This is a genomic window from Methylorubrum sp. POS3, from assembly GCF_043352485.1.
GTDB classification, from domain to species: Bacteria; Pseudomonadota; Alphaproteobacteria; order Rhizobiales; family Beijerinckiaceae; genus Methylobacterium; species Methylobacterium suomiense.
The window spans coordinates 334767-354482 of sequence record NZ_JAPRBT010000001.1 but is presented as its reverse complement, the minus strand read 5'-3'; the positions used below and the strand labels follow the sequence as shown (position 1 = coordinate 354482).

Below are 19716 nucleotides of genomic sequence, written 5' to 3'. Positions count from 1 at the left end.
GCGCATCGCCCGATTTCGGAGCCATGCTCGACGCTTTCGAGACCCGTTCCGCTCCCGAGGAGCCTGATGTGTCCGGAGAGGCGAAGGAATTGGAACCGCCCCCCCCACCCGCCGATACCGGCGATGTGTCGGGATCCGACAACATCGGAGCAGACTTGCGGGAACTGATGGCCCTCACCGCACCGGTGCCGGCGACGCCTCCGGTGCCGCCGGACGCCTCCCTGGCCGCCGTCGTTCAGCGGGCGGTCGCACGCGGGAACGCGAATGCCATCGCCGAGGCGCCGCGTCCCGAGCTGCGCATCACCCTCGTCGGCGTCGAGACACATTTCGCCCCCGTGCGACCCGCCGCCGTTGCGGAGGTCGCGCAAGCCATGCCTTCGACAGCGGCAACAGGCGTCGCTGCCCGCCCACAGACAGAAGCGTTCGATATCCAGGCCGGTCTCATTGGGTCGGCACCGATGCCGGACGCGCTCGATCGGCCAATCACAGCGGCGAAATTCACCACCGGCACCGGTACCGGTGACGCGTCGAACGGGGCGCTCTCGGCGCAGGCGGATCGCGGATTGGTGCCCGATCGGACCGTGCACGAGCACGCCGCGGTTGTGCCCAACGTTGCCGACCGGGGAGCACGCTCGGCAGGCCTGGGCGATCCGACGGAAGCCCGCCTCGCATCGGCGTCCAAAGGCTCTGCATCGGAGCGCCCGCCTCAGATTTCGCCCCAACCCGCCGTATTGGCCGACCGGGTGGCCATCGAGACCGGAGCCGGTCACGGACGTCCACTCCGCGCCGCCGGGTATTCGCCCCCCGCGCGCGGCGAGGGGGATGCACGGGATTTCACGGGCGATGCCGCTTCGACGGACGATTGGTCCATCGCGGACAGGCCGGCGGTGGGAAGGGTCGCAGCTTCGCAAACCGCGACGCCCTCATCCCCAAGCACTTCGGGCCGCCTTCCCGTCAGCGGAAGCCCCGTCGGGGTTCCCGCCGCAAGCGGCTCCGAAATCCCGGCGACGAGCGATTCTCCGAATGGGGCTGGCGACTTAGTCGACGTGTCGGCGGATCGGTCTGACGCCGTTTTCGACACGCGATCATCCGCACAGGATGCCATCCCCCCGGCTCAGCGCCCGGAGGCAGCTCAAGCTTCGGAAAAAGGACGCCGGGAGCCGGCCATCACTTCGGATCGACCTTTCGGGACGACGCCGACGGCAGAGGCGATCCCGGCTTCGTCCGGGCCGGCGGAGACGGTGGCAGCGCCGTCCGCTCCATCGATGCCGGCCTCGCCCCTGCGCCAGATCGTCGATGCGGTGAGTGCACAATTTCCGGCGGCTGCGCCCGCAACCCCAGCCCGGACCGGAATACCCTTAGAGGCCGGACCGCTGCGCATCCTCACGCTGCAGCTTCACCCGGCCGATCTCGGCACCGTGCTCGTCCGGATGCGGCTTCAGGACGGGCGCCTGGAGATGAATCTGCGCACCGGTCGCGAGGAGACTGCCGAACGCCTCCGCCGGGAGGGCGGCGCCCTATCCGCCTTGTTGCAGGAAGCAGGCTACGCGCCGCAATCGCTGACCATCGAGGCCAGTCATCCGGCAACCGGGACCACCGCCGAGCGCGGGACGGCGCAGAACGGCCTGGCCGGCGGGCAGGCCCGTGACCAGGGTGGCGCCGCGCCGGACCAGCAGCCGGGCCGGCGCCCATTCCGCCAGGAGGACGGGGCTGCCCCGCATGCCAAGGAACAGGATCATGACACGGCATCTCGCGCGGGTGATCGCGGCGGCGTGTATCTGTAGCGCCGTCACCGCCGCGATGGCCCTTCCGAACAGCGTGGAGGGCGCGCGTCATGCGACCGCTGCGGACGCGCCGGAAGGCGGCGCGCGGGCAGGCTCCAACGTGTGCGAGCAGCAGATGGCGCGTGCGGCCACTCGGCACGGGGTTCCCCTCGGCATGCTCTACGCCGTCGGCCTCACCGAGAGCGGCAAGCGCGGCTCGCTTCAGCCCTACGCCATGAATATCGGCGGCCAAGCCTATTTCGGCTCGGGTCCGGCGGACGTGATCGCGCGGCTCGGTCAGGCGCAGCGCGACGGCGTGCGGCTGGTGGATCTCGGCTGCATGCAGATCAACCACCACTACCACCGCGAGAAGTTCGCATCGCTCGAAGCGATGATCGATCCGGCTCAGAACGTCGATTACGCGACGCGGTTTCTCCGGGAATTGCGGGACAGGGAGGGCAGTTGGACCCTGGCGGTGGCCCGCTACCATGCGGGCCCGCACAACAACCCGGCCCAGAAGGTCTATGTCTGCCGGGTCATCGCCAACATGGTCGCCACGGGCTTCGGCAATTGGACGCCGGGCGCCCGAGCCTTCTGTCAGCCCGGCTGACGATCAGCCGATATAGGTGTAGCCCATATAGCGCTTGGCCTCGATCGGATCGTGGCCGAGACGCTCAGCGAGCTTCTTGCGAAGCTTGCTAACATGCCCCTCGATCACGCTCTCCTCGACGCCGTTGCTGTAAACGCCGTAGACCACATTGAAGACCTGCGTCTTGGTCAGCCGGCGCCCACGGTTGCGTACGAGGTATTCGAGAATATGGCGCTCGCGTCGCGGCAGGCACAGGGGCGTTCCGTCGATCTCGGGGTCGCGCCCGTCGTGAAACACCCTGAGGCGATCCGGGGCCGGAGCCGCCTCCGCCGGTGACGACAAGGCTCCGTTGACCCGCCGCCAGATCGCCTCGGAGCGGGCCAGGATTTCGCGGACATGAACCGGCTTGGGCAGCACGTCGTCGATGCCGGCATCGAGCAATTGAACGGTCAGCTCCAAGGAGCGCAGATCGGCGAGGGCGATGATCGGCGCGCGGGAATGGCGGCGGATGGAGGTCGCGCATTTGGCGCGGTCTTCGAAATCGCCGAGGAGGAACCCCTGGATCGCGTCGAGGTCGGTCTGAGACGCGGTCTCGATCCAGCTCAGGAACTCGTCGGGCAATAGTCCGAACGACGACACACCTTCCCGGTCGAAACTGGCCCTATAGCCGGCATTCACCGATTCCCGTGGATCGACCATGAAGTACATCGACGGCTCATCCCTCGATCCGGCCATGGCATCGGCCGGGTGTCGCGGAGGGTTGGGCGTTCAAGGCTGGGAGCCGTCGCCAACCCCGATTCGCGACCGCCCTTCATCCATGTCGCGGCGCGGCGATGAGGTCAATTCGGACTATAACATATTTTAATTTTTGGCGGGACCGTTGCATTCCCACGCTCAGGCTCGTCGCAGCCGAGCCCGGGTCAAAATGTCGGCGAAGCCGTCGAGGCAGAGTGCGGCCGCGTCGGCGGCGACGACCCGCTGGATTGCGACGCCGGCGAACATCTCGTCGAGAACAAGCTTGAAGAATACGGTGAGAGGCTGTGCCGAGAATTCCATATCCAGCACAACCTGCATGGAATGACCGAAATCGAGATACACGTCGGCACCGTCGGCGTAAGTCAGGACGGAGTCGTTGAAGAAGAGTTCGGCGGAGGACGCCACCATATCGGCGATGTTGCCGTGATGCTGGCCCCGGATCCAGCCGATCAGCACGCCGCCATCGATGAGGCACAACTCGCGGATGAAGTCGCGAAGCGCGTGCGCGAAGATCTCCTCCGCGGCCGCGAGCCCGGATGGCAAGCCGGGCCGTCCGGGCGAGAGAGGAGCGGCCTGAGAGGTCATCGGGCTCTCGCGAACAGGAAGAACAGGATCTGCGCCACGGCGCGATAGAACTCCGCGGGTATCGTCTGGTCGACCTGCACAGCTTCGTACAGCGATCTTGCGAGAGGCTTGTCCTCGATCACGGCGATGCCGTTCTCCTCGGCGATCGCGCGGATCCGGAGAGCGATCAGGTCCTGCCCCTTGGCCAGCACCAGCGGGGCGGGATTCTCGGTGGGCTCGTAGCGCAGGGCCACGGCGAAGTGGGTCGGGTTCGCGATCACCACCGTGGCCCGATCGACATTGGCGAGCATCTGGTTGCGGGCGCGATCCTGGGCGAGCGAGCGCAGCCGCGCCTTCACGCTGGGGTCACCCTCCGATTGCTTGTGCTCGTCCTTGATGTCCTGACGCGACATGCGCAGCGAGCGCTGCCATCGCAGCCGCGACCAGACCAGATCGCCCGCGACGATGACGATGATCGCGATGGCGACGGCCGAGACGAGGCGGATCGCGACGGTCAGGATCAGTTCAGGCAACTGGCTCGGATCGACGAACATGGCATTGACAGCTCTTGTCCGCTCCGAGCGAAGGAGCAGGAGGGCGACGACACTGACCGAGAGGAATTTGACGACCGACTTCAGGAACTCGACTTGACCTTGCAGCCCGAAGATCCGCGACAGACCGGCCATCGGCGAGATCCGCGACCATTTCGGCGCGATCCGATCGCCGACGAGGCGCGGCAGGTTCTGCAGCAGGGATGCCGCGAGGCTGCAGACACTGAGAAGCAACAGGAACGGCAGCAGAAAGCGGCCGGCCGCGAGCGCCACTTGGTTGAGCAGCATCGTGGCATCCTCGCCGCTCTCGAGGCGGAAGCCTCGGGGATCGTCGAGAAGCAGGGAGAGATCCTGGGCCAGCTGTGCCGTCTGCCCTCGGGCGAAGAAGGCGAGCGCCAGCAGGAAGCCGAGGATCGACGCGAAGACGGGCGCCTCGCGCGAGAACGGAATGTCGCCCTTCTCGATCGCGTCGCGCACGCGTTTCTCGGTCGCGGCTTCGGTCTTGCTCTCCTTGTCGGTGTCCTCGGCCACGCCTCAGATCCGCCCGGCGCTTCGAACCAGGGGTGCGGCTGCCCCGGCATAGGCGAGAGGCCCCTCATCGGATGAGGGCTTCATCCTCGCCTCCCGGATTGATCTCGATCTCGCCGCGACCGGCCATCTCCATGACCATGTCGGTGATGGAGCGCCGGGCCTCCATGACGTCGCGCTGCGCGGCCGGTTCGCCCCCGTTGAGTTCGTGCTCGACCATGCGGCGCACGCGCGCCGACAGCGCGGAGAGGACGGTGCCGCGGAACTCCGCGTCGGTCCCCTTGAGCGCCAGCACGAGCCGGTCGTTGGGCACGGCATCGAACACGGTGGTGCGGGCGCGGGGGGAGAGCTTGACGATGTCGTCGAAGGTGAAGAGCAGCCCCTTCAGGATCTCCACGGATTTCGGGCGAGATTCGCGGAGACTGGAGAGGACGTCGTCCATCTGATGCCGCTCCATCTTGTTGATGATGTCGGCCATCTTGGCGTGGGTGTCGGCGCCGGAATTGCGGGCGCCGTTGATCATGAAGTCCTCGTGCAGCGTCCGCTCGACGCCCTGGAGCACGTCGTCGACGATCGACTTGAAGCTCAGCATCCGCCGCATCACCGTGTTGCGCAGCGGCGCGGGCAGATGGCCCATCACCTTGGCGGCGGTGGCGGGCTTCACCTTCGAGAGGATCAGGGCCGCCGTCTGGGGATGCTCCTTGACGAGATAGCTCGCCAGCACGCTCTCCTGCACCGTACCGAGCCGTTCCCAGACCGTGCGGGTGGCGTTGCCGCGCACCTCCGACAGGATCTCGGCGATCTGGTCGGCGGGCAGGAGTCCTGTGAGCAGCTTCTCGATCTCGTTGGCGGTGCCGACGAGGCTGTTGCCCGCCGAGAACTCGGCGGAAAACATCTCGATGACCGCGTCGAGCTGAGCGGGACTGATGGCACCGAGCTGCGAGGCGGAGCGGGTGATGCGCTTCAGCTCGTCCGGCTCGAAATATTTGATGAGTCGACCGGCCGCCGGCTTGCCCATAGCGAGCAGGAGCGTGGCGACCTGATCGGTCGGATCGAGGCGGCGCGCGACGGCACGGCCCGGTGGGGGAGATGGAAGGGGGCTCGCGGACATCCTCACCCTGCCGGAGCGCTAGCCGTTCTGATCGCTGGCGGACGGTCCAACGATCTCGGTGAGGGACACGCCGAAGCGGGAATTGTCCTCCTCCACGATGACGATCTCGCCGCGGGCGATAACCCGGCCGTTGACCATCACGTCCACCGGTTCGCCGACCCGATGGTCGAGTGGGACGACGGCCCCGCGGCCGAGCTTCATCAGATTGGCGACCGGCATGGTCGCAGAACCGAGCACCACCTGCATCAGCACCGGGATCCGCAGGATGGAATCGAGATTGCGGCCCTCGCCGATCAGAGGGTCGGCGGGAGGCTCGGCATCGGGGAAGGGGCTGCTCATCGCGGAATACTCGTGGGTCTGAGGCTTGGCCTTCCCACGGGTCTATCCCGCTTGGCTGACGTGAGGCTGTCGCCCCGTCGATCCGGCGGTGTTACCCGCTCAAGCCCGCCAGCATGGCCTCGATCTCGGCACGGGCCGCCGCCACGGCCTCCGCGTCGCGCCCGCGCACGACGATCCGATTGCGAAACCCCTCCGGCGTCATCGACGGATAGGAACCGATCGACACCCCTCCATGCGCCGCGGCGATACCTCCCAGAGCTCCCGCGAAATTGCCCTCGGGGATCGCTCCGGCCTCGATCGTCTCCGAGATGACCGGGGCGTTCGAGGCCAGCGTCGGTCGGATCTCGTCGAGCATGGCGTTCATGATCTGCGGCACGCCGGCCATGACGTGGACATTGCCGATGCGGAACCCCGGCGCCTTCGAGATCGGATTGGCGATCAGGTCGGCCCCGTGGGGGATGCGGGCCATGCGCAGCCGCGCCTCGTTGAGATCCTCCGGACGGTGCCGCTCCAGCAGCATGGCACGGGCCCGCTCGTCCACGTCGATGCCGACACCGAAGGCTTCGGCCACGCTGTCGGCGGTGATGTCGTCGTGGGTCGGGCCGATGCCGCCGGAGGTGAAGAGGTAGGTGTAGCGCGCCCGCAGGGCGTTCAGAGCCGCGACGATCTCCTCCTTCACGTCCGGCACGATGCGCACTTCGCGGAGATCGATGCCGATTTCGGTCAGCACGTCGGCGATGGCGCCGATGTTCTTGTCCTTGGTGCGGCCCGACAGGATCTCGTCGCCGATGATCAGGATCGCGGCGGTAATCTCGGACGTGCCCTGTGGGGTGGTGTCTGATTCCTGGGACATGCGGCCTCGGCGGCAAATTCGGCCCTGGAAGCTAGAGCGCCGATCGGCGAAGGCGAAGCGGCCGCGCGATGCCTGCTCGGCGTGACGGGTGCGACCGATGCGCTTTCCCACAGAGCTGACCGAAGGGCGCCTGGTGCGGCGCTACAAGCGCTTCCTCGCCGACGTGATCCTTGCGGATGGTCGCCTCGTCACGGCGCATTGCGCCAATCCCGGCGCGATGCTCGGCCTCAACGCGGAAGGGTCGCGGGTCCTGCTCTCGGCTTCCACCAATCCGGCCCGGAAGCTGCCGTTCTCGTGGGAGCTGGTGGAGGCGGACCTCCCGGGCGGCCCGCAATGGGTCGGCATCAACACGGCGCGCCCCAACGCCCTGGTGGCGGAGGCGTTTCAGAAGGGCCGGCTCGCGCCGCTCGTCGGCTACGAGACGCTCCGGCCGGAGGTCGCCTACGGCAAGGCGAGCCGGGTGGATTTCCTGGCGAGCGGCGGCGGATTGCCGCCCTGCCATGTCGAGGTGAAGAACTGCCACCTGATGCGTCGGCCGGGCCTCGCCGAGTTCCCCGATTGCAGGGCGGCCCGCTCGGCCCGTCACATGGAGGAATTGGCCAACGTCGTGACCACCGGCGGTCGGGCGATGCTGATCGTGGTCATTCAGATGAGGGCGGAGGCCTTCGACGTCGCCCGCGACATCGACCCGACCTTCGACCGCGCCTTCCGGGCGGCCCGGGCAGCGGGCGTCGAGGCCCACGCCGTTCGTTGCACGGTCGGGCCGGAGGGAGTGGTGATCGCGGATCCGGTGCCGATCCTGGGCTGAGCCTTATCCGACCGATGAGCCACCCTGCGGGGCAAGCAATCGACAGAGATCCGTTCCCGCCGCACAGGACCCAGAGAAGCCTGCGCGAAGCAGCGCGATCCTCACCCCACCCGCTCGAACACGAGATTGAGCCGTGTCTGGGCAATGCGGCGGTAGCCGTAACCCTCCAAGAGTCCCGGCAGGTCGAGCTGCCACTGGTCGGTGCCATTTTCGACGATCAGGAGGGTGGGGCGCAGGGATTCCGGCGCCTCCCGGAGGAACGGTTCGAGGATGAGGTCCTCGGCCCCCTCGACGTCGAGCTTGATCGCGTCGATGCGTTCGATGCCTTCCGAGCGGCACAGGCTCAGGAGCGTCACCGATGGCACGCGGATCGCCGCGCTCTTGTGGGTGCCGACGATCTTCACGCTCGATTCGCCGCGATTGCGGGGATCGATGAACAGCGTCAGTTCGCCCGCCCGGTCCGCCACGGCGCAGGCGATGGCCTTGACGGTGCCGAACGGATTCTGGCCGATATTGTAGATCAGCCGGTCGAACACGTCGGGCTGCGGCTCCACCGCCAGAATCCGGGCGCGGGGCCCGGTGAAGCCCGCCACGAATAGGGTGTAGGCGCCGATATTCGCCCCGACATCGAGGAAGACCGCGTCATCCGACAGGCGTGCCTTGAGAAGGGCTCGCTCCTCGGAATCGAAGAACTGGGGCGTGAAGAGGACCTTCTTCTCGCAATTGTTGTTGTAGGGGTGCAGCCGCATCCGCGCGCCGTAGCGCTCCACATCGAGCGGGCGGCCTCGCAACAGCGAGATGGCGATCCGGCGCAGCAGCATGGCCATCCGCCGCCCGCGCCAGGAATGCTCGTCGAGCGTCTGCGTCCGCCGCGCGATCCGGGCGACGATCCCGGTCGGGGCGTAGGTGCCGTAGGGCTGAGAATCCGTCATCGTGCGCGCCTGATGCCAGCCGATTGGGGCCGCGGCAAGTCGCGGGCGATGAAGCAAATCCGCTTCCGCGGCCCTTTGACATTCCGGGCGGCCGGACGGCATGTCGAAGTCATGCAGAGCTTCGATTCCGACGGCGTCGAGATCGCCTATATCGACGTGCCGGCCCAGGCAGGCACGGGCGATCCCGTCCTGTTGATTCACGGCTTCGCCTCGAACCACGCGGTGAACTGGGTCAATACCCTGTGGGTCAAGTTCCTCTCGGAAGCCGGCTACCGGGTCGTGGCGCTGGACAATCGCGGCCATGGCCGGAGCGAGAAACTCTACGAGCCGGACGCCTACGGCGCCGACCGGATGGCGGGCGACGGGCTGCGATTGCTCCGTCATCTCGACATCGAGCGGGCCGACGTGATGGGTTACTCGATGGGCGCGCGCATCGCCGCCCATCTGGCCCTCGACCATCCGGAAGCGGTCCGGTCCCTTCTGATCGGCGGCCTCGGCTTCCACCTCGTCGACGGGCATGGCCTGCCGAAGGGGATTGCCGAGGCTCTCGAAGCACCCGCCGGCACCCCCGCGCCCAACCCGACGGCGGCCGCCTTCCGCCTGTTCGCCGAGCAGACGAAGAGCGACCTCAGGGCGCTCGCCGCCTGCATCCGCTGCTCACGGCAGACGCTCTCGCGGGCAGAACTCTCCACGATCGACACGCCGACCCTGGTCTCGGTCGGCACACTCGACACCGTGGCCGGCTCGGGCAGCGAACTCGCTCGGCTGATGCCGAATGCCCGTGCCCTCGATTTGCCCGGGCGCGACCACTCCACCGCCGTCGGCGACAAACTGCACCGCAAGGGCGTCCTGGAATTCCTCGCGCAACGGCCCTGACGCGGCGCCGGATGCGGAATGCGCTACGCGTTCCGCCAACAAAAAAATGCGCCGCTCCCGAGGGAGCAGCGCATTGGTCCGAAGGTCCGGACGAATTTCTCTAGCGGGGCGCCAGGATCATGATCATCTGGCGGCCTTCGAGCATCGGCTCGCTCTCCACCTTGGCGACCTCTTGGGTCTCGCTCTTGACGCGCTCGAGCAACTTGAGGCCGAGATCCTGGTGCGCCATCTCGCGGCCGCGGAAGCGCAGGGTGACCTTGACCTTGTCGCCCTCTTCGAAGAACCGCTGCACGGCCTTCATTTTCACGTCGTAATCGTGCTTGTCGATGCCGGGGCGGAGCTTGATCTCCTTCACCTCGACCGTCTTCTGCCGCTTGCGAGCCTCGTTCTGCTTCTTCTGCTCGTTGAAGCGGAAGCGCCCGTAATCGAGGAATTTGCAGACAGGCGGCGCGGAGTTCGGCGCGATCTCGACGAGGTCGAGGCCGACTTCTTCGGCCATGGCGAGCGCATCGAAGAAGGGCACGACGCCCCGGTTCTGACCGTCCTGGTCGATCAGCTGGACTTCGCGGACGCCGCGGATGTCCCGGTTGGCGCGCGGCCCGTCCTTCTGCGGGGCCGGCATGGCTCTCATTGGTCTGCGAATGGCTTGGTTCTCCTGTATCAACGACGAAACGGCAGCCTGAAGATCCCGCGTCGAGCGAGCCCCGGCCACCGATCGATCCGGCTCGGCCGGACGGCGCTAACTTGGCAAATCTTCTTGCGGAGTCAACTCGTGGAACTGAGTTCGGTTCACCGTTTCAGCCCTGATCCGCGTCCGAGAAGATCCGCGTAGACGTCGAGCGTGCCCGAAATCATGCGGTCGAGGGAGAAATTCGCCTCGACATGGGCCTGAGCCCGCCGCCCCATCGCGTCCCGTGCGCTCGCCCCGAGGGAGAGGGCCTCGCTCAACGCTTCCGATAGGGCCGCGGCATCGCCCGCCGGCACGCGCCAGCCGGTGCGCTGAGCGGGATCGGTATCGGGCGGCGCCAGAACAGTTTCCGGCACGGCCCCGAGATCGGAAACAACCACGGGAATGCCGAGGGCCTGCGCTTCGACCGCCGAACGCCCGAAGGCTTCGGGCTCGACGGAGGGCACCGCCACGACCGAGGCCGCCCGGAAGGCTGCCGGCATGTCGGTGCAATGACCGACCCGGCGCACGATTTCCTTGAGCCCGCGTGCCTCGATCAGAGCATCGAGTTCGCGCTCGTAGGCGGCTCGGCCCTGCGGGTCGCCCGCGAGAACCACCGCGACATCGGTCAGGCCGCGATCGCGCATGCGTGAAGAAGCCTCGATCAGCACGCGCTGCCCCTTCCATGCGGTGAGCCGCGCGGCGAGAAGCACGACCCGCTGGTGCGGGGCGACGCCCCAGGCCCGGCGCAGGGCCTCGACCCGGCCCGGCGCGACCGCCGATGGGGTGAAGGTCGACAGGTCCGTGCCCCGGTGAATCACCACGATGCGATCGCCCGCCTGATCGGGATGGGCCCGGCGGATCAGATCGGCCGTGTAATGCGAGTTGGCGATGACGACATCGCCCCGGGCCATCACTGAATTGTAGAGCAGCTTGACGGCAGTCCGGCCCGAATAGCTGCCGTGATAGGTCGTCACGAAGGGAATCTTGAGACGGCGCGCGGCTCCCAGGGCGACCCAGGCCGGGGCGCGGGAGCGGGCATGCAGGATCTGCACGCCCTCGCGGCGACAGAGCCGGACGAGCCGCTCGACATTGAGGGCCATGGCGAACGGGTTTTTGGTGTTGGCCGGGAACGGCACCCAGACGCCGCCCTTGGCCTGAAGCTCGCCGACGAGGCGCCCCCCCTCCGTGGCGACCAGCGCACGGGCGCCGGCGGCGGCCAAAGCTTCGGCGACATCGACGGTGGTGCGCTCTGCGCCGCCCGCTTCAAGGGCCGGAATGATCTGCAGGATCGAGGCGCCAGCGAGAGGTGAAGGTTCGGCCGTTCGCACCGGGCCGCCGGACAAGCCGACCCCGTTCATCGCCGGATCCGCGGCTGCGGGAGGGTCGCTCGAAACACGTTCATCACCTATGAATCAACCCAAGCGCTTTACGGTTCGGTAAACGAAACCCCATCGGGTCTGCTCGAATTGCGAGGATCAACGCGGACGTGACGACGACGCCCCCCTCCCCCGACGATCTACCCATGGATTTTCTGACCACCGACGGTGAAAGGCACCGGCGGCTCGCGGTGCGGATACGCGACGGCGCAGGCCCGGCCGTGGTCTGGCTCGGCGGCTTCCGCTCCGACATGCGCGCGACAAAGGCCGCCGCCCTCGACGCCTGGGCCGCGCGGGCGGGCCGCCGCATGGTCCGGTTCGATTATTCCGGCCACGGCGAATCGGAAGGCCGCTTCGAGGACGGCACGATCTCCGATTGGCTGGCGGATGCCGAGACCGTGATCGCCGCCCATGCGGGCGAAGGCCCGATCCTCGTCGGCTCGTCCATGGGCGGCTGGATTGCTTGCCTCGCGGCCCGCAACCGCGCGCGGCGGGGCGAAACGCTCGGCGGCATGGTGCTGATCGCCCCCGCCCTCGATTTCACCGAGAAGCTGATGTGGGACTCGTTCCCGCCGGAGATCCGCGCGACGTTGGAGCGCGACGGCGTCTGGTATCGCCCGACCGACTATGCTCCCGAGCCCGACCCGATCCGGATGGCGCTGATCGAGGATGGACGTCGGCACCTTCTGCTCGACGCCGATCTGGATCCGGCAGGCCCGGTCCATATCCTGCAAGGCATGCGCGACCCCGACGTGCCCTACGGACACGCCCTGCGCATCCTGGAACGCCTACCGGCGGAGGGCGCGCGCCTCACCCTTGTGAAGGATGCCGATCATCGCCTTTCGCGTCCGCAGGACATCGAACTCCTGATTCGGACAGTGGCGGCGATGACGTCGTGAGACGAACGCCGGCCCGGAAGGGCCGGCGCGGCGGTCAGCGCGGGATCAGTGGAGGCTGACCGGATAGAGCGAATGGGCCATCGCATTCGCCACCGCGACTTCACGCGAGTCGGTCAGCATGATCGGAGCGCCAGATGCCGAGAGGAGGGCGAACAGATCGAGGCCCGGACTCATCTCCGGCGCCTGCGGAAACAGAGCACGCACCTCGTCCGAACGGATCGGGCGGACATAGGCGATGTGACCCTCGCCGAGCGCGGCAAACTCGGCCGGATCGATGCTGGGGGTCGCAGCGGTATCGACGGTTGATTCGGTGATGGTGAACTCGTTCATCAGTGCCCTCCTTCCGAGGCAGAGCGTAAGCCGGATATGGTCCCGCACTTCGGCGACCACAAACCCGGTTGTTGACAGCGATTCGTGTTTCGGAGGACCCGGCCTGCGGTGCGTCGCCGCGTCCGAGATGCGACGCGCCTCAGTCGTCCTTCGAGGAGATCGTGATCTTGCGGACGATCCGCTCCGGCTCGGGCCGGACCAGATCGATCGAGAGTAACCCATTGGCCAGATCGGCCCCGAGCACCTCCATGCCATCGGCCAGGAGGAAGGCCCGCTGGAACTGCCGCGCCGCGATTCCGCGATGTAGGAACTGTCGCGATTTGTCGTCGACCTGACGACCACGGACAACGAGCTGGTTCTCCTCCAGCGAGACGTCGAGTTGGTCCTGCGTGAAGCCGGCAACCGCGAGCGTAATTCGAAGCCGCTCCGGCTCTCGCTCGTTACGGGATACGCGCTCGATATTGTAAGGCGGGTAGCCATCGCTTCCTGCCTTCGCCACACGATCGAGGGCCTGCTCAATCTCATCGAAGCCGAGCAAGAATGGGTGCCCGAACGGTGATGGCCGCGTCATCGTCAACTCGAACCTCCAGCAAGGCCCTTGGGATGCGCGATCCCGGTGGCGCCTCACAGTCTCGGGCCCGCCTGACGGCAGCACCCTTGACGCCGATATGGAAAGCGAATCCCCGGCGATCAAGATGCGCCCCCTCCATTGGGCCGGCCGCTTCGGAGGCCTGTCCATGGACATTGCGCAAACAATCACGGGATGAATCGGCATAATTTCACGGCCAAGCTGAGCCCAAGTAACAGTTTGGAATTACTCTGAAATTCAGGCTTCGCCTTGATCCCGGACCTGTTTCTCGGATAGGCACGCGAATAATATGGGCAATGCACTCATGGTGAGCGCGCTGCTCGGGCTTCGCCGTATCCGGGACATTTTAGGATCGCCGCGCGGACAATGTCCGCTGGAGCATCCGCATTGGTCGAGAGCGATCCAAGGTTCTCGTGCTCATCCGAGCGGAAGGTGAGGTCCGCGGGCGGTCAGATGCCGAGCCGCGACAGGGAGGGACACGCGTCGTGATGCAGGGAACCGGGGGAATGATGCGCGCGGTACGCGGGATCGGAATGCTGGCGGGTATCGCCCTGACCCTCACGATGACCGGTGCTGTGGCTCAGGAGAGTGGGACCAAAGGCGCACCGCTCAAGATCGAGCTGAACCGGCTCGAACCGGCGGGCGAGGCGTGCCGCACTTACATGCTCGTCGACAATGGCCGGGGGCCGGCGTTGAAATCGCTCAAGGTCGATCTGTTCGCCTTCGACACCGAGGGTGTCGCGCAGAAGCGGTTGGCCGTGGAACTCGGCCCGCTGCAGGAGAAGAAGACGGTCGTCCGGCTCTTCGACTTCACCGGTCTCGCCTGCCCGAAGGTCGGCCGCATCCTGCTCAACGACGTGCTGGCCTGCGAGGGGGGCGACGCGAGCCGCGAGACCTGCCTGGAGCGGATCGAGACCGCCACCAAGACGCCGGCCGCTTTCGACCGCTGATTTGAGACCAGCCGGCTCGCCGGCTGCACGGCCCCGGGGGGCGGGGCGAACCGACACCGATTGACGAGGAGTTTCAGATGGATTCGACGTCCGCGCCCGTGCAAGCCGCTGCTGCGGCTGGCCATGACCTCTCGTTCATCGGTCTGTTTCTCCAAGCCGATCCGATCGTGAAGGGCGTGATGATCCTCCTGGTCGTCGCCTCGCTCGCGTGTTGGACCGTCGTCTTCGAGAAGATCGTGCGGCTCGCCGCTGCCAAGCGCCAAGCCAAGGCGTTCGAGGCGATGGTCCGCAAGGAAGGCCATGTGGACACCAAGCAGGTCGGCATCGCCGGCCGCATCGTCCATGCCGGACTCGACGCATGGCGTGACCAGGATCCCAGCGAGAGCCGGGCCGAGCGCCGCGACCGCATCGAGCGCGCCATGAAGGGCGCCCTCAGTCTCGAAGTGAAGCGCCTGCAGGGAGGTCTGCCGCTGCTGGCGACCTCCGGGTCCACCGCCCCGTTCATCGGCCTGTTCGGCACGGTGTGGGGCATCATGAACTCGTTCTCGTCGATCGCGAAGAGCCAGGATACCAGCCTCGCGGTGGTGGCGCCGGGCATCGCGGAGGCCCTGTTCGCGACCGCCATCGGCCTCGTCGTCGCGATCCCGGCGGTGATGGCCTACAACAAGCTTTCCGGCGACGTGGCACGCATCCAGTCGGGTTTCGTCTCGTACATCTCGATCCTCGGCAATCGCCTCGCCCGCGACCGCGGTCCGCAGGCCCGGGCCGCCGCGGCCGAATAATCGAACAGGCGCAGGACCGGCTCCGGCCGGTCGCTGAGCGCTCCGCCCTCGACGCCTCGGTGCGGCCCCACTGAAACGGCCGCCCGGTCAGCGTTGCGCCCTTCGTACGATCCGACACACCAACTCCAACGCGATCTCCGCCCGGCCGGCGAAGGCGCGCGGCCCGGGAGGGCGAAACACATGGCCATGGGATCCCTGCGCACCGGGGGTGGCGACGACGAGGACGGCCTCGACGCCACGCCGATGTCCGAAATCAACGTCACCCCGATGGTCGACGTGATGCTGGTGCTGCTCATCATCTTCATGGTGGCAGCCCCGCTGATGACCACCGGCGTGCCGGTGCAATTGCCGAAGACCAGCGCGGCCAAGGTGGCGCAGGCGCAGAAGCCGCTGGAGGTGTCCATCGACAAGGATGGCAACGCCTACATCGCCAAGGACCCGTTCACCGCCGAAACGCTGCTGCCGCGCCTCAAGGAGCTGAAGGGCGAGAATCCCGATCAGGTCGTCCTCGTGCGCGGTGATCGCGACGCGAATTACGGCAAAATCCTGGAGACCATGGGCGTCGTGGCCCAGGCCGGCTTCACCAAGGTCTCGCTGATCGCCCAATCGCCGGGCGGTGCCGCCCCCGCTGCCGGAGCCGCCAAGTAGCACCATGGCCGCTTACGCTGAACGCGCCCCCGGCGGTCCCGATGGGGGCCAGGGTCCGCTCGTCGCCGCCTTCGCCGTCGCGTTGCTGCTGCACCTGCTGGGGCTCGCGGGCCTCGCCTACATGAATCTGCACGCTCCGGAATCGGCGGGCGAGCAGGAAATCTCCATCGACCTGACTCCCCCGATGGAGGAGGCTCAGCCGCAGGAAGCCTTGGAAGCGGCGCCGGCCGAGCCCGTGCCGGAAGAGGCCAAGCCTGAGGCCGAGCCGACGACGGTGAATCCGATCGAAACCCAGGAAACGCCCGTTCCGCCGCCCCCGCCGCCGGAGGTGACGGAGGTCGTACCGCAGGAGGTGACGCCGCCGCCGCCCACCGAGATGACCCAGGTCATGCCGGAGGAAGTGGAGCCCCCGCCTCCGCCGCCGGAAGCCGTGGCCGAGATACCGCCCGAGACTCCGCCCCCGCCCCCAGAAGAGCAGGTGATTACCTCGCAGGCGCCGGAGGCCGAGCCGCTGGCGCCCCCGCCACCGGTCGTGGTCAAACCGAAGGAGCCCGTGAAGCCCAAGCCCAAGGAGCCCGATCCGGCCAAGATCGCCGAGGCCCGCCGCAAGGAGCTCTTGGAGCGGAAGCGTGAGGCGGAGCGTCGTGAGGTCCGCGAGGAACAGCGCAAGGCCGCGATCAAAGCCAAGGCCGAGCGAGACGCGGTCCGGAGAGCCACGCAGAACGCCCAGGGTGCCGCGCAGGCGAATCAGCAGGCGAGCCAACTCCAACGCAGCGGCGGCGGTAATCCGAACGCCCTAGCGGCCTGGAAGAGCATGCTGTCCTCGACCATCAGGGGTCGCATGAACCGCAATGCCGCCAGCGGCACCGGCGGCGGCGTCGCGACCGTTCGCTTTACGGTGACCCGATCCGGCTCGGTGACGAGTGCCTCTCTGGCATCGAGCAGCGGCATTCCAGCGATCGATTCCGCTGCACTCGCGGCGGTTCGGGGCTCGTTGCCGCCGGCTCCCGCTGGCTTCGACCAGCCGAGCCTGTCGGTGACGGTGCCGATGCGCTTCACCGACTGAGCACGATTTGCATCAGGAGACCGGGCATGTCGCGCCCGGTCTCGCCGCACTACATGCCGCTTCGATGGCGACCTTCTTCACCAGCGATACGCATTTCGGCGATCCGCGCATCCTCCGGATCGACCGGCGCCCCTTCCCCGACCTCCCGACCCATGACCAAGCCCTGATCGACGGCTGGAACGCCGTCGTCGGTCCCGACGACACGGTTTGGCATCTCGGCGACTTCGCCCTCGGGCCGCCGCCCGAACGCATTGTTGAAATGTTGGCCGCCCTCAACGGGCACAAACATCTCATCGTCGGCAACAACGACAAGGCCGCAACGCTGTCCGCGCCGGGCTGGGCATCGGTGGCGCATTACGCGGAGATTGCGGTCGACGAGCGCCGGCTGGTGCTCTGTCACTACGCGTTCCGGACTTGGAATGGCCTCGGACGCGGCGCCATCAATCTCCACGGACATTCCCATGGACGGCTCAAGCCGATCCCACGCCAATACGATGTTGGCGTCGATGCACAGAGCCTTCGGCCCGTGACGCTGGCGGAAATTCTGTCATCGCGCCGGCGAGGCGGGAGCGCACGGTCGTCCCGCAAAGGTTCCGTCAAGGGCGTTGAAAAGTTGCCGGAACCATCGGCTTAGCCGCACCGTTCATCAGACCATAAGCGAGGGCGATGCGTCGCAGCGAAAGCTGACAGAGTATCGGTTTCGCAAGGTTACACCCCCCACGACCTCGGTCGAAACATCGTCGGTTTGTCCATGCGTTACACCGTTCTTGCCGGCCTCACGGCCGTTCTCGTCGGCGCAAGCATCGCCACATCCGCCGTTGCGGCGCCCGGTTGCCTGGACGGCCGGCGCAAGGTCGAGGAAGCGGGCGCTCTACGCTATCAGGCGCGCCAAGAAGCGCGTCTGGGAAATCACGATCGGGTCTGCGACACCCTCGACGAAGTGGGTGACCGCTATCACGAGGCGCAGGATGCGTTCGAGGATTGCGGGGCCGACGTGGTCTCGATCGATCTCCGCAGCGAACTTCGCGATCTCCGCGTCGCCAAGCGCCTGAATCGCTGCGATTGAGGGCGGCGTCGCCAGCGACGTTACCCCACCCACACATCACCTGACGTGACCCGGCAGAGCCTTGTTCTGTCGAGCCTCGACGTGCGTCCACGCACCGCCGAGCCTGACCGTTCGCCACATCGTCAATTAAACGAGATCGCTTGATTCGGAGCCTTGTCATGAACATCGTTGCCGACACCTCCACCCAGACCGCCTCCCTGCAGACCGGTCCGTCCTTCGCGGCAGCTCTCTGCGGCTTCCTCGGCTGCACGCTGGCCACCACGATGGTGATGTTCCTGATCGGCACCAGCGTCTGATGTCACTCGAGCCTCAGGGCTTGATCGACCACAGACGGCTCCGCGAGAATAGCATGTCAGTTCGACCGACAGGCGTTTCCGCTCGTGTTTCGGGGCAACGCGGCGGCTCGATTCGGGCCATCGGCATCGGGGGCGTAGCAGCCTGAGCGACGGTGGGCATCAGCCCGAGACGCGTTTGGACGGCGGGATTGCGCGCCGCCGAGATGGTGACGACGCCGGCAATAATGCAGCCGGCAATGAGGCCTAAAAAGAAGTTCGTCATTCGTGTCGGGTCCCGGACCCGGATCGCGGCGCGAGCTGTCCACAACAGACCCCTCGCCCCCTTTCGGGGCGCCATTACGGCAACCCATGTTGCATACGGGGTTTTAATAAACCGGATGCCACATGGGCCGGACGGACGTCATATGCGTCCGGCGCACGAGGGATCAGCCGATGTCGTATGGGGCCAGTGCCTACGCGAAGGTCGCGCATGTCGCGCTTCCACCCCGTGAGGCGGAAGCTGCCGTTCTGCTGAAGGCGGCAGGCAAGCTTCAGGCCCTCGGCTCCGAGGTCACCTCCGGCACCGCCCTCAACGAAGCCCTGGTGTTCAATCAACGGGTTTGGACGATTCTCGCTGCCGCGGTCACGGACCCGGCCAATCCGATCCCCGATGAGATCCGCACCGGCATCAGCCGCCTGTCGATCTACGTCTTCCGCACGATCGTCGACACGATGATCGAGCCGAACCGCGAGAAGATCGAGTCTCTCGTCTCGCTGAACAACCACATCGCCGCCGGCCTCCAGGGCGATCCCGGCGCGAGCGCCTGAGCGCATTGCAGGGCGCCGGTTCGAGGGGCGTCGGCTCAGCGAACCACGTCGCGTTTCCGCATCTGTCTTCAAACTCATGCCGGCGCTGAAGCGCGACGGCGATGCACTGCTGAATTGGCCCACGATGGGCTGATCGCCTCTCCGAGAAATGAGCTTTGCCTCACCCCTGATCGGCGAGGTGCACAGACGGAGTTCGCTATCGCGACGACCGGCCAGTGATATGCGCGTGTTTCATCGGAGCTTCCCGAGAAATGTCGGGTCGAGCCGTTCCGCGCGAGAGCAACCGAGCGGGATTTCCGATCGGAGGCTCGCCGTTCAAGCTGTTTTGACGAGCCGTTCGCCGCTGAACGCCGCCGTGTTTTCACGGGCATAGGCGCGGGCGCGCAGGACGACTTCGTCGGGGATTTGCATCACCACGTCGCCGGTCTTGGGATCGGTCACGCGGAAGACGAGTGCCGCGCTATCACGGTCGCGGACATAGGCGCGCCGATCCGGCTCGGTTGGCTTGGCGTCACCCGCCTGCGGGCGCACATCGATGGAGACGGCGGGATCGAGCACCCGAGGCTC

25 protein-coding genes are annotated in these 19716 nt (G+C 66.9%); 13 read left to right on the top strand and 12 right to left on the bottom strand.

What is annotated here, in order from left to right; genetic code table 11:
* The first annotated feature begins 167 nt into the window (after positions 1 to 167).
* Positions 168 to 1784, top strand: a complete 1617-nt coding sequence (locus tag OWC43_RS01720) for a flagellar hook-length control protein FliK (RefSeq protein ID WP_393955463.1) — start codon at positions 168 to 170, stop codon at positions 1782 to 1784.
* Positions 1738 to 2373 (top strand): transglycosylase SLT domain-containing protein, encoded by a 636-nt coding sequence (locus OWC43_RS01715; protein WP_393955462.1) that lies wholly within the window; start codon positions 1738 to 1740, stop codon positions 2371 to 2373. Before OWC43_RS01720 ends, OWC43_RS01715 begins: the two co-directional genes overlap by 47 nt.
* 3 nt (positions 2374 to 2376) lie before the next feature.
* Here the strand turns inward: OWC43_RS01715 and OWC43_RS01710 are convergent, their stop codons facing one another.
* The 6 genes from OWC43_RS01710 to OWC43_RS01685 all read right to left on the bottom strand — a co-directional run bounded on the left by OWC43_RS01710 (position 2377) and on the right by OWC43_RS01685 (position 7054).
* On the bottom strand, positions 2377 to 3060 hold the full coding sequence (locus tag OWC43_RS01710) for a response regulator transcription factor (RefSeq protein WP_393958467.1): 684 nt from the start codon (positions 3058 to 3060) through the stop codon (positions 2377 to 2379).
* Positions 3061 to 3246: 186 nt separating this feature from the next.
* The gene (locus tag OWC43_RS01705) at positions 3247 to 3693 is read right to left on the bottom strand and encodes a hypothetical protein (RefSeq protein ID WP_137831297.1); all 447 of its coding nucleotides are present in this window, start codon (positions 3691 to 3693) and stop codon (positions 3247 to 3249) included.
* Positions 3690 to 4754: a flagellar biosynthesis protein FlhB gene (flhB, locus tag OWC43_RS01700; protein WP_393955461.1), complete on the bottom strand. Its 1065-nt coding sequence runs from the start codon at positions 4752 to 4754 to the stop codon at positions 3690 to 3692. The genes OWC43_RS01705 and flhB overlap by 4 nt, the downstream gene beginning before the upstream one ends.
* A 64-nt stretch (positions 4755 to 4818) precedes the next feature.
* Positions 4819 to 5862: a flagellar motor switch protein FliG gene (locus OWC43_RS01695; protein ID WP_137831299.1), complete on the bottom strand. Its 1044-nt coding sequence runs from the start codon at positions 5860 to 5862 to the stop codon at positions 4819 to 4821.
* A gap of 18 nt (positions 5863 to 5880) precedes the next feature.
* The gene (fliN, locus tag OWC43_RS01690) at positions 5881 to 6201 is read right to left on the bottom strand and encodes a flagellar motor switch protein FliN (RefSeq protein WP_137831300.1); all 321 of its coding nucleotides are present in this window, start codon (positions 6199 to 6201) and stop codon (positions 5881 to 5883) included.
* Between the two features lie 91 nt (positions 6202 to 6292).
* Positions 6293 to 7054, bottom strand: coding sequence for a competence/damage-inducible protein A (locus OWC43_RS01685; RefSeq protein ID WP_393955460.1), 762 nt, complete (start codon positions 7052 to 7054; stop codon positions 6293 to 6295).
* Between the two features lie 97 nt (positions 7055 to 7151).
* Between OWC43_RS01685 and sfsA the strand changes: the two genes are divergently transcribed.
* Positions 7152 to 7862 (top strand): DNA/RNA nuclease SfsA, encoded by a 711-nt coding sequence (gene sfsA / locus OWC43_RS01680; protein ID WP_393955459.1) that lies wholly within the window; start codon positions 7152 to 7154, stop codon positions 7860 to 7862.
* A gap of 101 nt (positions 7863 to 7963) precedes the next feature.
* Here the strand turns inward: sfsA and OWC43_RS01675 are convergent, their stop codons facing one another.
* A complete protein-coding gene (locus OWC43_RS01675) occupies positions 7964 to 8794 on the bottom strand; it encodes an FkbM family methyltransferase (RefSeq protein WP_137831303.1) in 831 nt (276 codons plus the stop codon).
* Positions 8795 to 8905: 111 nt separating this feature from the next.
* On the opposite strand from OWC43_RS01675, the gene OWC43_RS01670 reads away from it, so the two are divergent.
* The gene (locus OWC43_RS01670; protein WP_393955458.1) at positions 8906 to 9670 is read left to right on the top strand and encodes an alpha/beta fold hydrolase; all 765 of its coding nucleotides are present in this window, start codon (positions 8906 to 8908) and stop codon (positions 9668 to 9670) included.
* A 100-nt stretch (positions 9671 to 9770) separates the two neighbouring features.
* Here OWC43_RS01670 and infC read toward each other — a convergent pair whose 3' ends face one another.
* Together infC and OWC43_RS01660 are read right to left on the bottom strand one after the other, a co-directional pair.
* Positions 9771 to 10292 (bottom strand): translation initiation factor IF-3, encoded by a 522-nt coding sequence (infC, locus tag OWC43_RS01665; protein WP_238308132.1) that lies wholly within the window; start codon positions 10290 to 10292, stop codon positions 9771 to 9773.
* A gap of 167 nt (positions 10293 to 10459) precedes the next feature.
* Positions 10460 to 11698 (bottom strand): glycosyltransferase family 4 protein, encoded by a 1239-nt coding sequence (locus OWC43_RS01660; RefSeq protein WP_393955457.1) that lies wholly within the window; start codon positions 11696 to 11698, stop codon positions 10460 to 10462.
* Positions 11699 to 11862: 164 nt separating this feature from the next.
* On the opposite strand from OWC43_RS01660, the gene OWC43_RS01655 reads away from it, so the two are divergent.
* On the top strand, positions 11863 to 12615 hold the full coding sequence (locus OWC43_RS01655) for an alpha/beta hydrolase (RefSeq protein ID WP_393955456.1): 753 nt from the start codon (positions 11863 to 11865) through the stop codon (positions 12613 to 12615).
* Between the two features lie 45 nt (positions 12616 to 12660).
* Here OWC43_RS01655 and OWC43_RS01650 read toward each other — a convergent pair whose 3' ends face one another.
* Entirely contained in the window at positions 12661 to 12945 is a 285-nt protein-coding gene (locus OWC43_RS01650) for a DUF1150 domain-containing protein (protein ID WP_238308130.1), read from the bottom strand.
* A 139-nt stretch (positions 12946 to 13084) separates the two neighbouring features.
* Positions 13085 to 13516 (bottom strand): Hsp20 family protein, encoded by a 432-nt coding sequence (locus OWC43_RS01645; protein ID WP_137831314.1) that lies wholly within the window; start codon positions 13514 to 13516, stop codon positions 13085 to 13087.
* Positions 13517 to 14040: 524 nt separating this feature from the next.
* Here OWC43_RS01645 and OWC43_RS01640 point away from each other — a divergent pair.
* The 8 genes from OWC43_RS01640 to OWC43_RS01605 all read left to right on the top strand — a co-directional run bounded on the left by OWC43_RS01640 (position 14041) and on the right by OWC43_RS01605 (position 19149).
* Positions 14041 to 14484: a Tat pathway signal protein gene (locus OWC43_RS01640; protein ID WP_137831309.1), complete on the top strand. Its 444-nt coding sequence runs from the start codon at positions 14041 to 14043 to the stop codon at positions 14482 to 14484.
* A 77-nt stretch (positions 14485 to 14561) separates the two neighbouring features.
* Entirely contained in the window at positions 14562 to 15266 is a 705-nt protein-coding gene (locus OWC43_RS01635) for a MotA/TolQ/ExbB proton channel family protein (protein ID WP_393955455.1), read from the top strand.
* 180 nt (positions 15267 to 15446) lie between these two features.
* Complete coding sequence (gene tolR, locus OWC43_RS01630; protein WP_137831311.1) at positions 15447 to 15914, top strand: protein TolR; 468 nt, start codon at positions 15447 to 15449, stop codon at positions 15912 to 15914.
* A 4-nt stretch (positions 15915 to 15918) separates the two neighbouring features.
* A complete protein-coding gene (locus tag OWC43_RS01625; RefSeq protein ID WP_393955454.1) occupies positions 15919 to 16980 on the top strand; it encodes an energy transducer TonB in 1062 nt (353 codons plus the stop codon).
* Positions 16981 to 17044: 64 nt separating this feature from the next.
* Entirely contained in the window at positions 17045 to 17614 is a 570-nt protein-coding gene (locus OWC43_RS01620) for a metallophosphoesterase (protein ID WP_393955453.1), read from the top strand.
* A gap of 117 nt (positions 17615 to 17731) precedes the next feature.
* Positions 17732 to 18046, top strand: a complete 315-nt coding sequence (locus OWC43_RS01615) for a hypothetical protein (protein ID WP_137829590.1) — start codon at positions 17732 to 17734, stop codon at positions 18044 to 18046.
* Positions 18047 to 18204: 158 nt separating this feature from the next.
* Complete coding sequence (locus OWC43_RS01610; RefSeq protein WP_171015468.1) at positions 18205 to 18342, top strand: hypothetical protein; 138 nt, start codon at positions 18205 to 18207, stop codon at positions 18340 to 18342.
* 432 nt (positions 18343 to 18774) lie between these two features.
* Entirely contained in the window at positions 18775 to 19149 is a 375-nt protein-coding gene (locus OWC43_RS01605; protein ID WP_393955452.1) for a flagellar biosynthesis regulator FlaF, read from the top strand.
* Between the two features lie 315 nt (positions 19150 to 19464).
* On the opposite strand, the gene OWC43_RS01600 is transcribed toward OWC43_RS01605, so the two are convergent.
* Entirely contained in the window at positions 19465 to 19707 is a 243-nt protein-coding gene (locus OWC43_RS01600; protein ID WP_393955451.1) for a flagellar protein FlaG, read from the bottom strand.
* Positions 19708 to 19716: the final 9 nt, after the last annotated feature.

Coding starts and splice junctions, on each gene's coding strand:
- OWC43_RS01720 (WP_393955463.1), top strand. CDS start 168: ATGGCCCTCACCGCACCGGTGCCGGCGACGCCTCCGGTGCCGCCGGAC.
- OWC43_RS01715 (WP_393955462.1), top strand. CDS start 1,738: ATGACACGGCATCTCGCGCGGGTGATCGCGGCGGCGTGTATCTGTAGC.
- OWC43_RS01710 (WP_393958467.1), bottom strand. CDS start 3,060: ATGTACTTCATGGTCGATCCACGGGAATCGGTGAATGCCGGCTATAGG.
- OWC43_RS01705 (WP_137831297.1), bottom strand. CDS start 3,693: ATGACCTCTCAGGCCGCTCCTCTCTCGCCCGGACGGCCCGGCTTGCCA.
- OWC43_RS01695 (WP_137831299.1), bottom strand. CDS start 5,862: ATGTCCGCGAGCCCCCTTCCATCTCCCCCACCGGGCCGTGCCGTCGCG.
- fliN (WP_137831300.1), bottom strand. CDS start 6,201: ATGAGCAGCCCCTTCCCCGATGCCGAGCCTCCCGCCGACCCTCTGATC.
- OWC43_RS01685 (WP_393955460.1), bottom strand. CDS start 7,054: ATGTCCCAGGAATCAGACACCACCCCACAGGGCACGTCCGAGATTACC.
- sfsA (WP_393955459.1), top strand. CDS start 7,152: ATGCGCTTTCCCACAGAGCTGACCGAAGGGCGCCTGGTGCGGCGCTAC.
- OWC43_RS01675 (WP_137831303.1), bottom strand. CDS start 8,794: ATGACGGATTCTCAGCCCTACGGCACCTACGCCCCGACCGGGATCGTC.
- OWC43_RS01670 (WP_393955458.1), top strand. CDS start 8,906: ATGCAGAGCTTCGATTCCGACGGCGTCGAGATCGCCTATATCGACGTG.
- infC (WP_238308132.1), bottom strand. CDS start 10,292: ATGCCGGCCCCGCAGAAGGACGGGCCGCGCGCCAACCGGGACATCCGC.
- OWC43_RS01660 (WP_393955457.1), bottom strand. CDS start 11,698: ATGAACGGGGTCGGCTTGTCCGGCGGCCCGGTGCGAACGGCCGAACCT.
- OWC43_RS01655 (WP_393955456.1), top strand. CDS start 11,863: ATGGATTTTCTGACCACCGACGGTGAAAGGCACCGGCGGCTCGCGGTG.
- OWC43_RS01650 (WP_238308130.1), bottom strand. CDS start 12,945: ATGAACGAGTTCACCATCACCGAATCAACCGTCGATACCGCTGCGACC.
- OWC43_RS01645 (WP_137831314.1), bottom strand. CDS start 13,516: ATGACGCGGCCATCACCGTTCGGGCACCCATTCTTGCTCGGCTTCGAT.
- OWC43_RS01640 (WP_137831309.1), top strand. CDS start 14,041: ATGATGCGCGCGGTACGCGGGATCGGAATGCTGGCGGGTATCGCCCTG.
- OWC43_RS01635 (WP_393955455.1), top strand. CDS start 14,562: ATGGATTCGACGTCCGCGCCCGTGCAAGCCGCTGCTGCGGCTGGCCAT.
- tolR (WP_137831311.1), top strand. CDS start 15,447: ATGGCCATGGGATCCCTGCGCACCGGGGGTGGCGACGACGAGGACGGC.
- OWC43_RS01625 (WP_393955454.1), top strand. CDS start 15,919: ATGGCCGCTTACGCTGAACGCGCCCCCGGCGGTCCCGATGGGGGCCAG.
- OWC43_RS01620 (WP_393955453.1), top strand. CDS start 17,045: ATGGCGACCTTCTTCACCAGCGATACGCATTTCGGCGATCCGCGCATC.
- OWC43_RS01615 (WP_137829590.1), top strand. CDS start 17,732: ATGCGTTACACCGTTCTTGCCGGCCTCACGGCCGTTCTCGTCGGCGCA.
- OWC43_RS01610 (WP_171015468.1), top strand. CDS start 18,205: ATGAACATCGTTGCCGACACCTCCACCCAGACCGCCTCCCTGCAGACC.
- OWC43_RS01605 (WP_393955452.1), top strand. CDS start 18,775: ATGTCGTATGGGGCCAGTGCCTACGCGAAGGTCGCGCATGTCGCGCTT.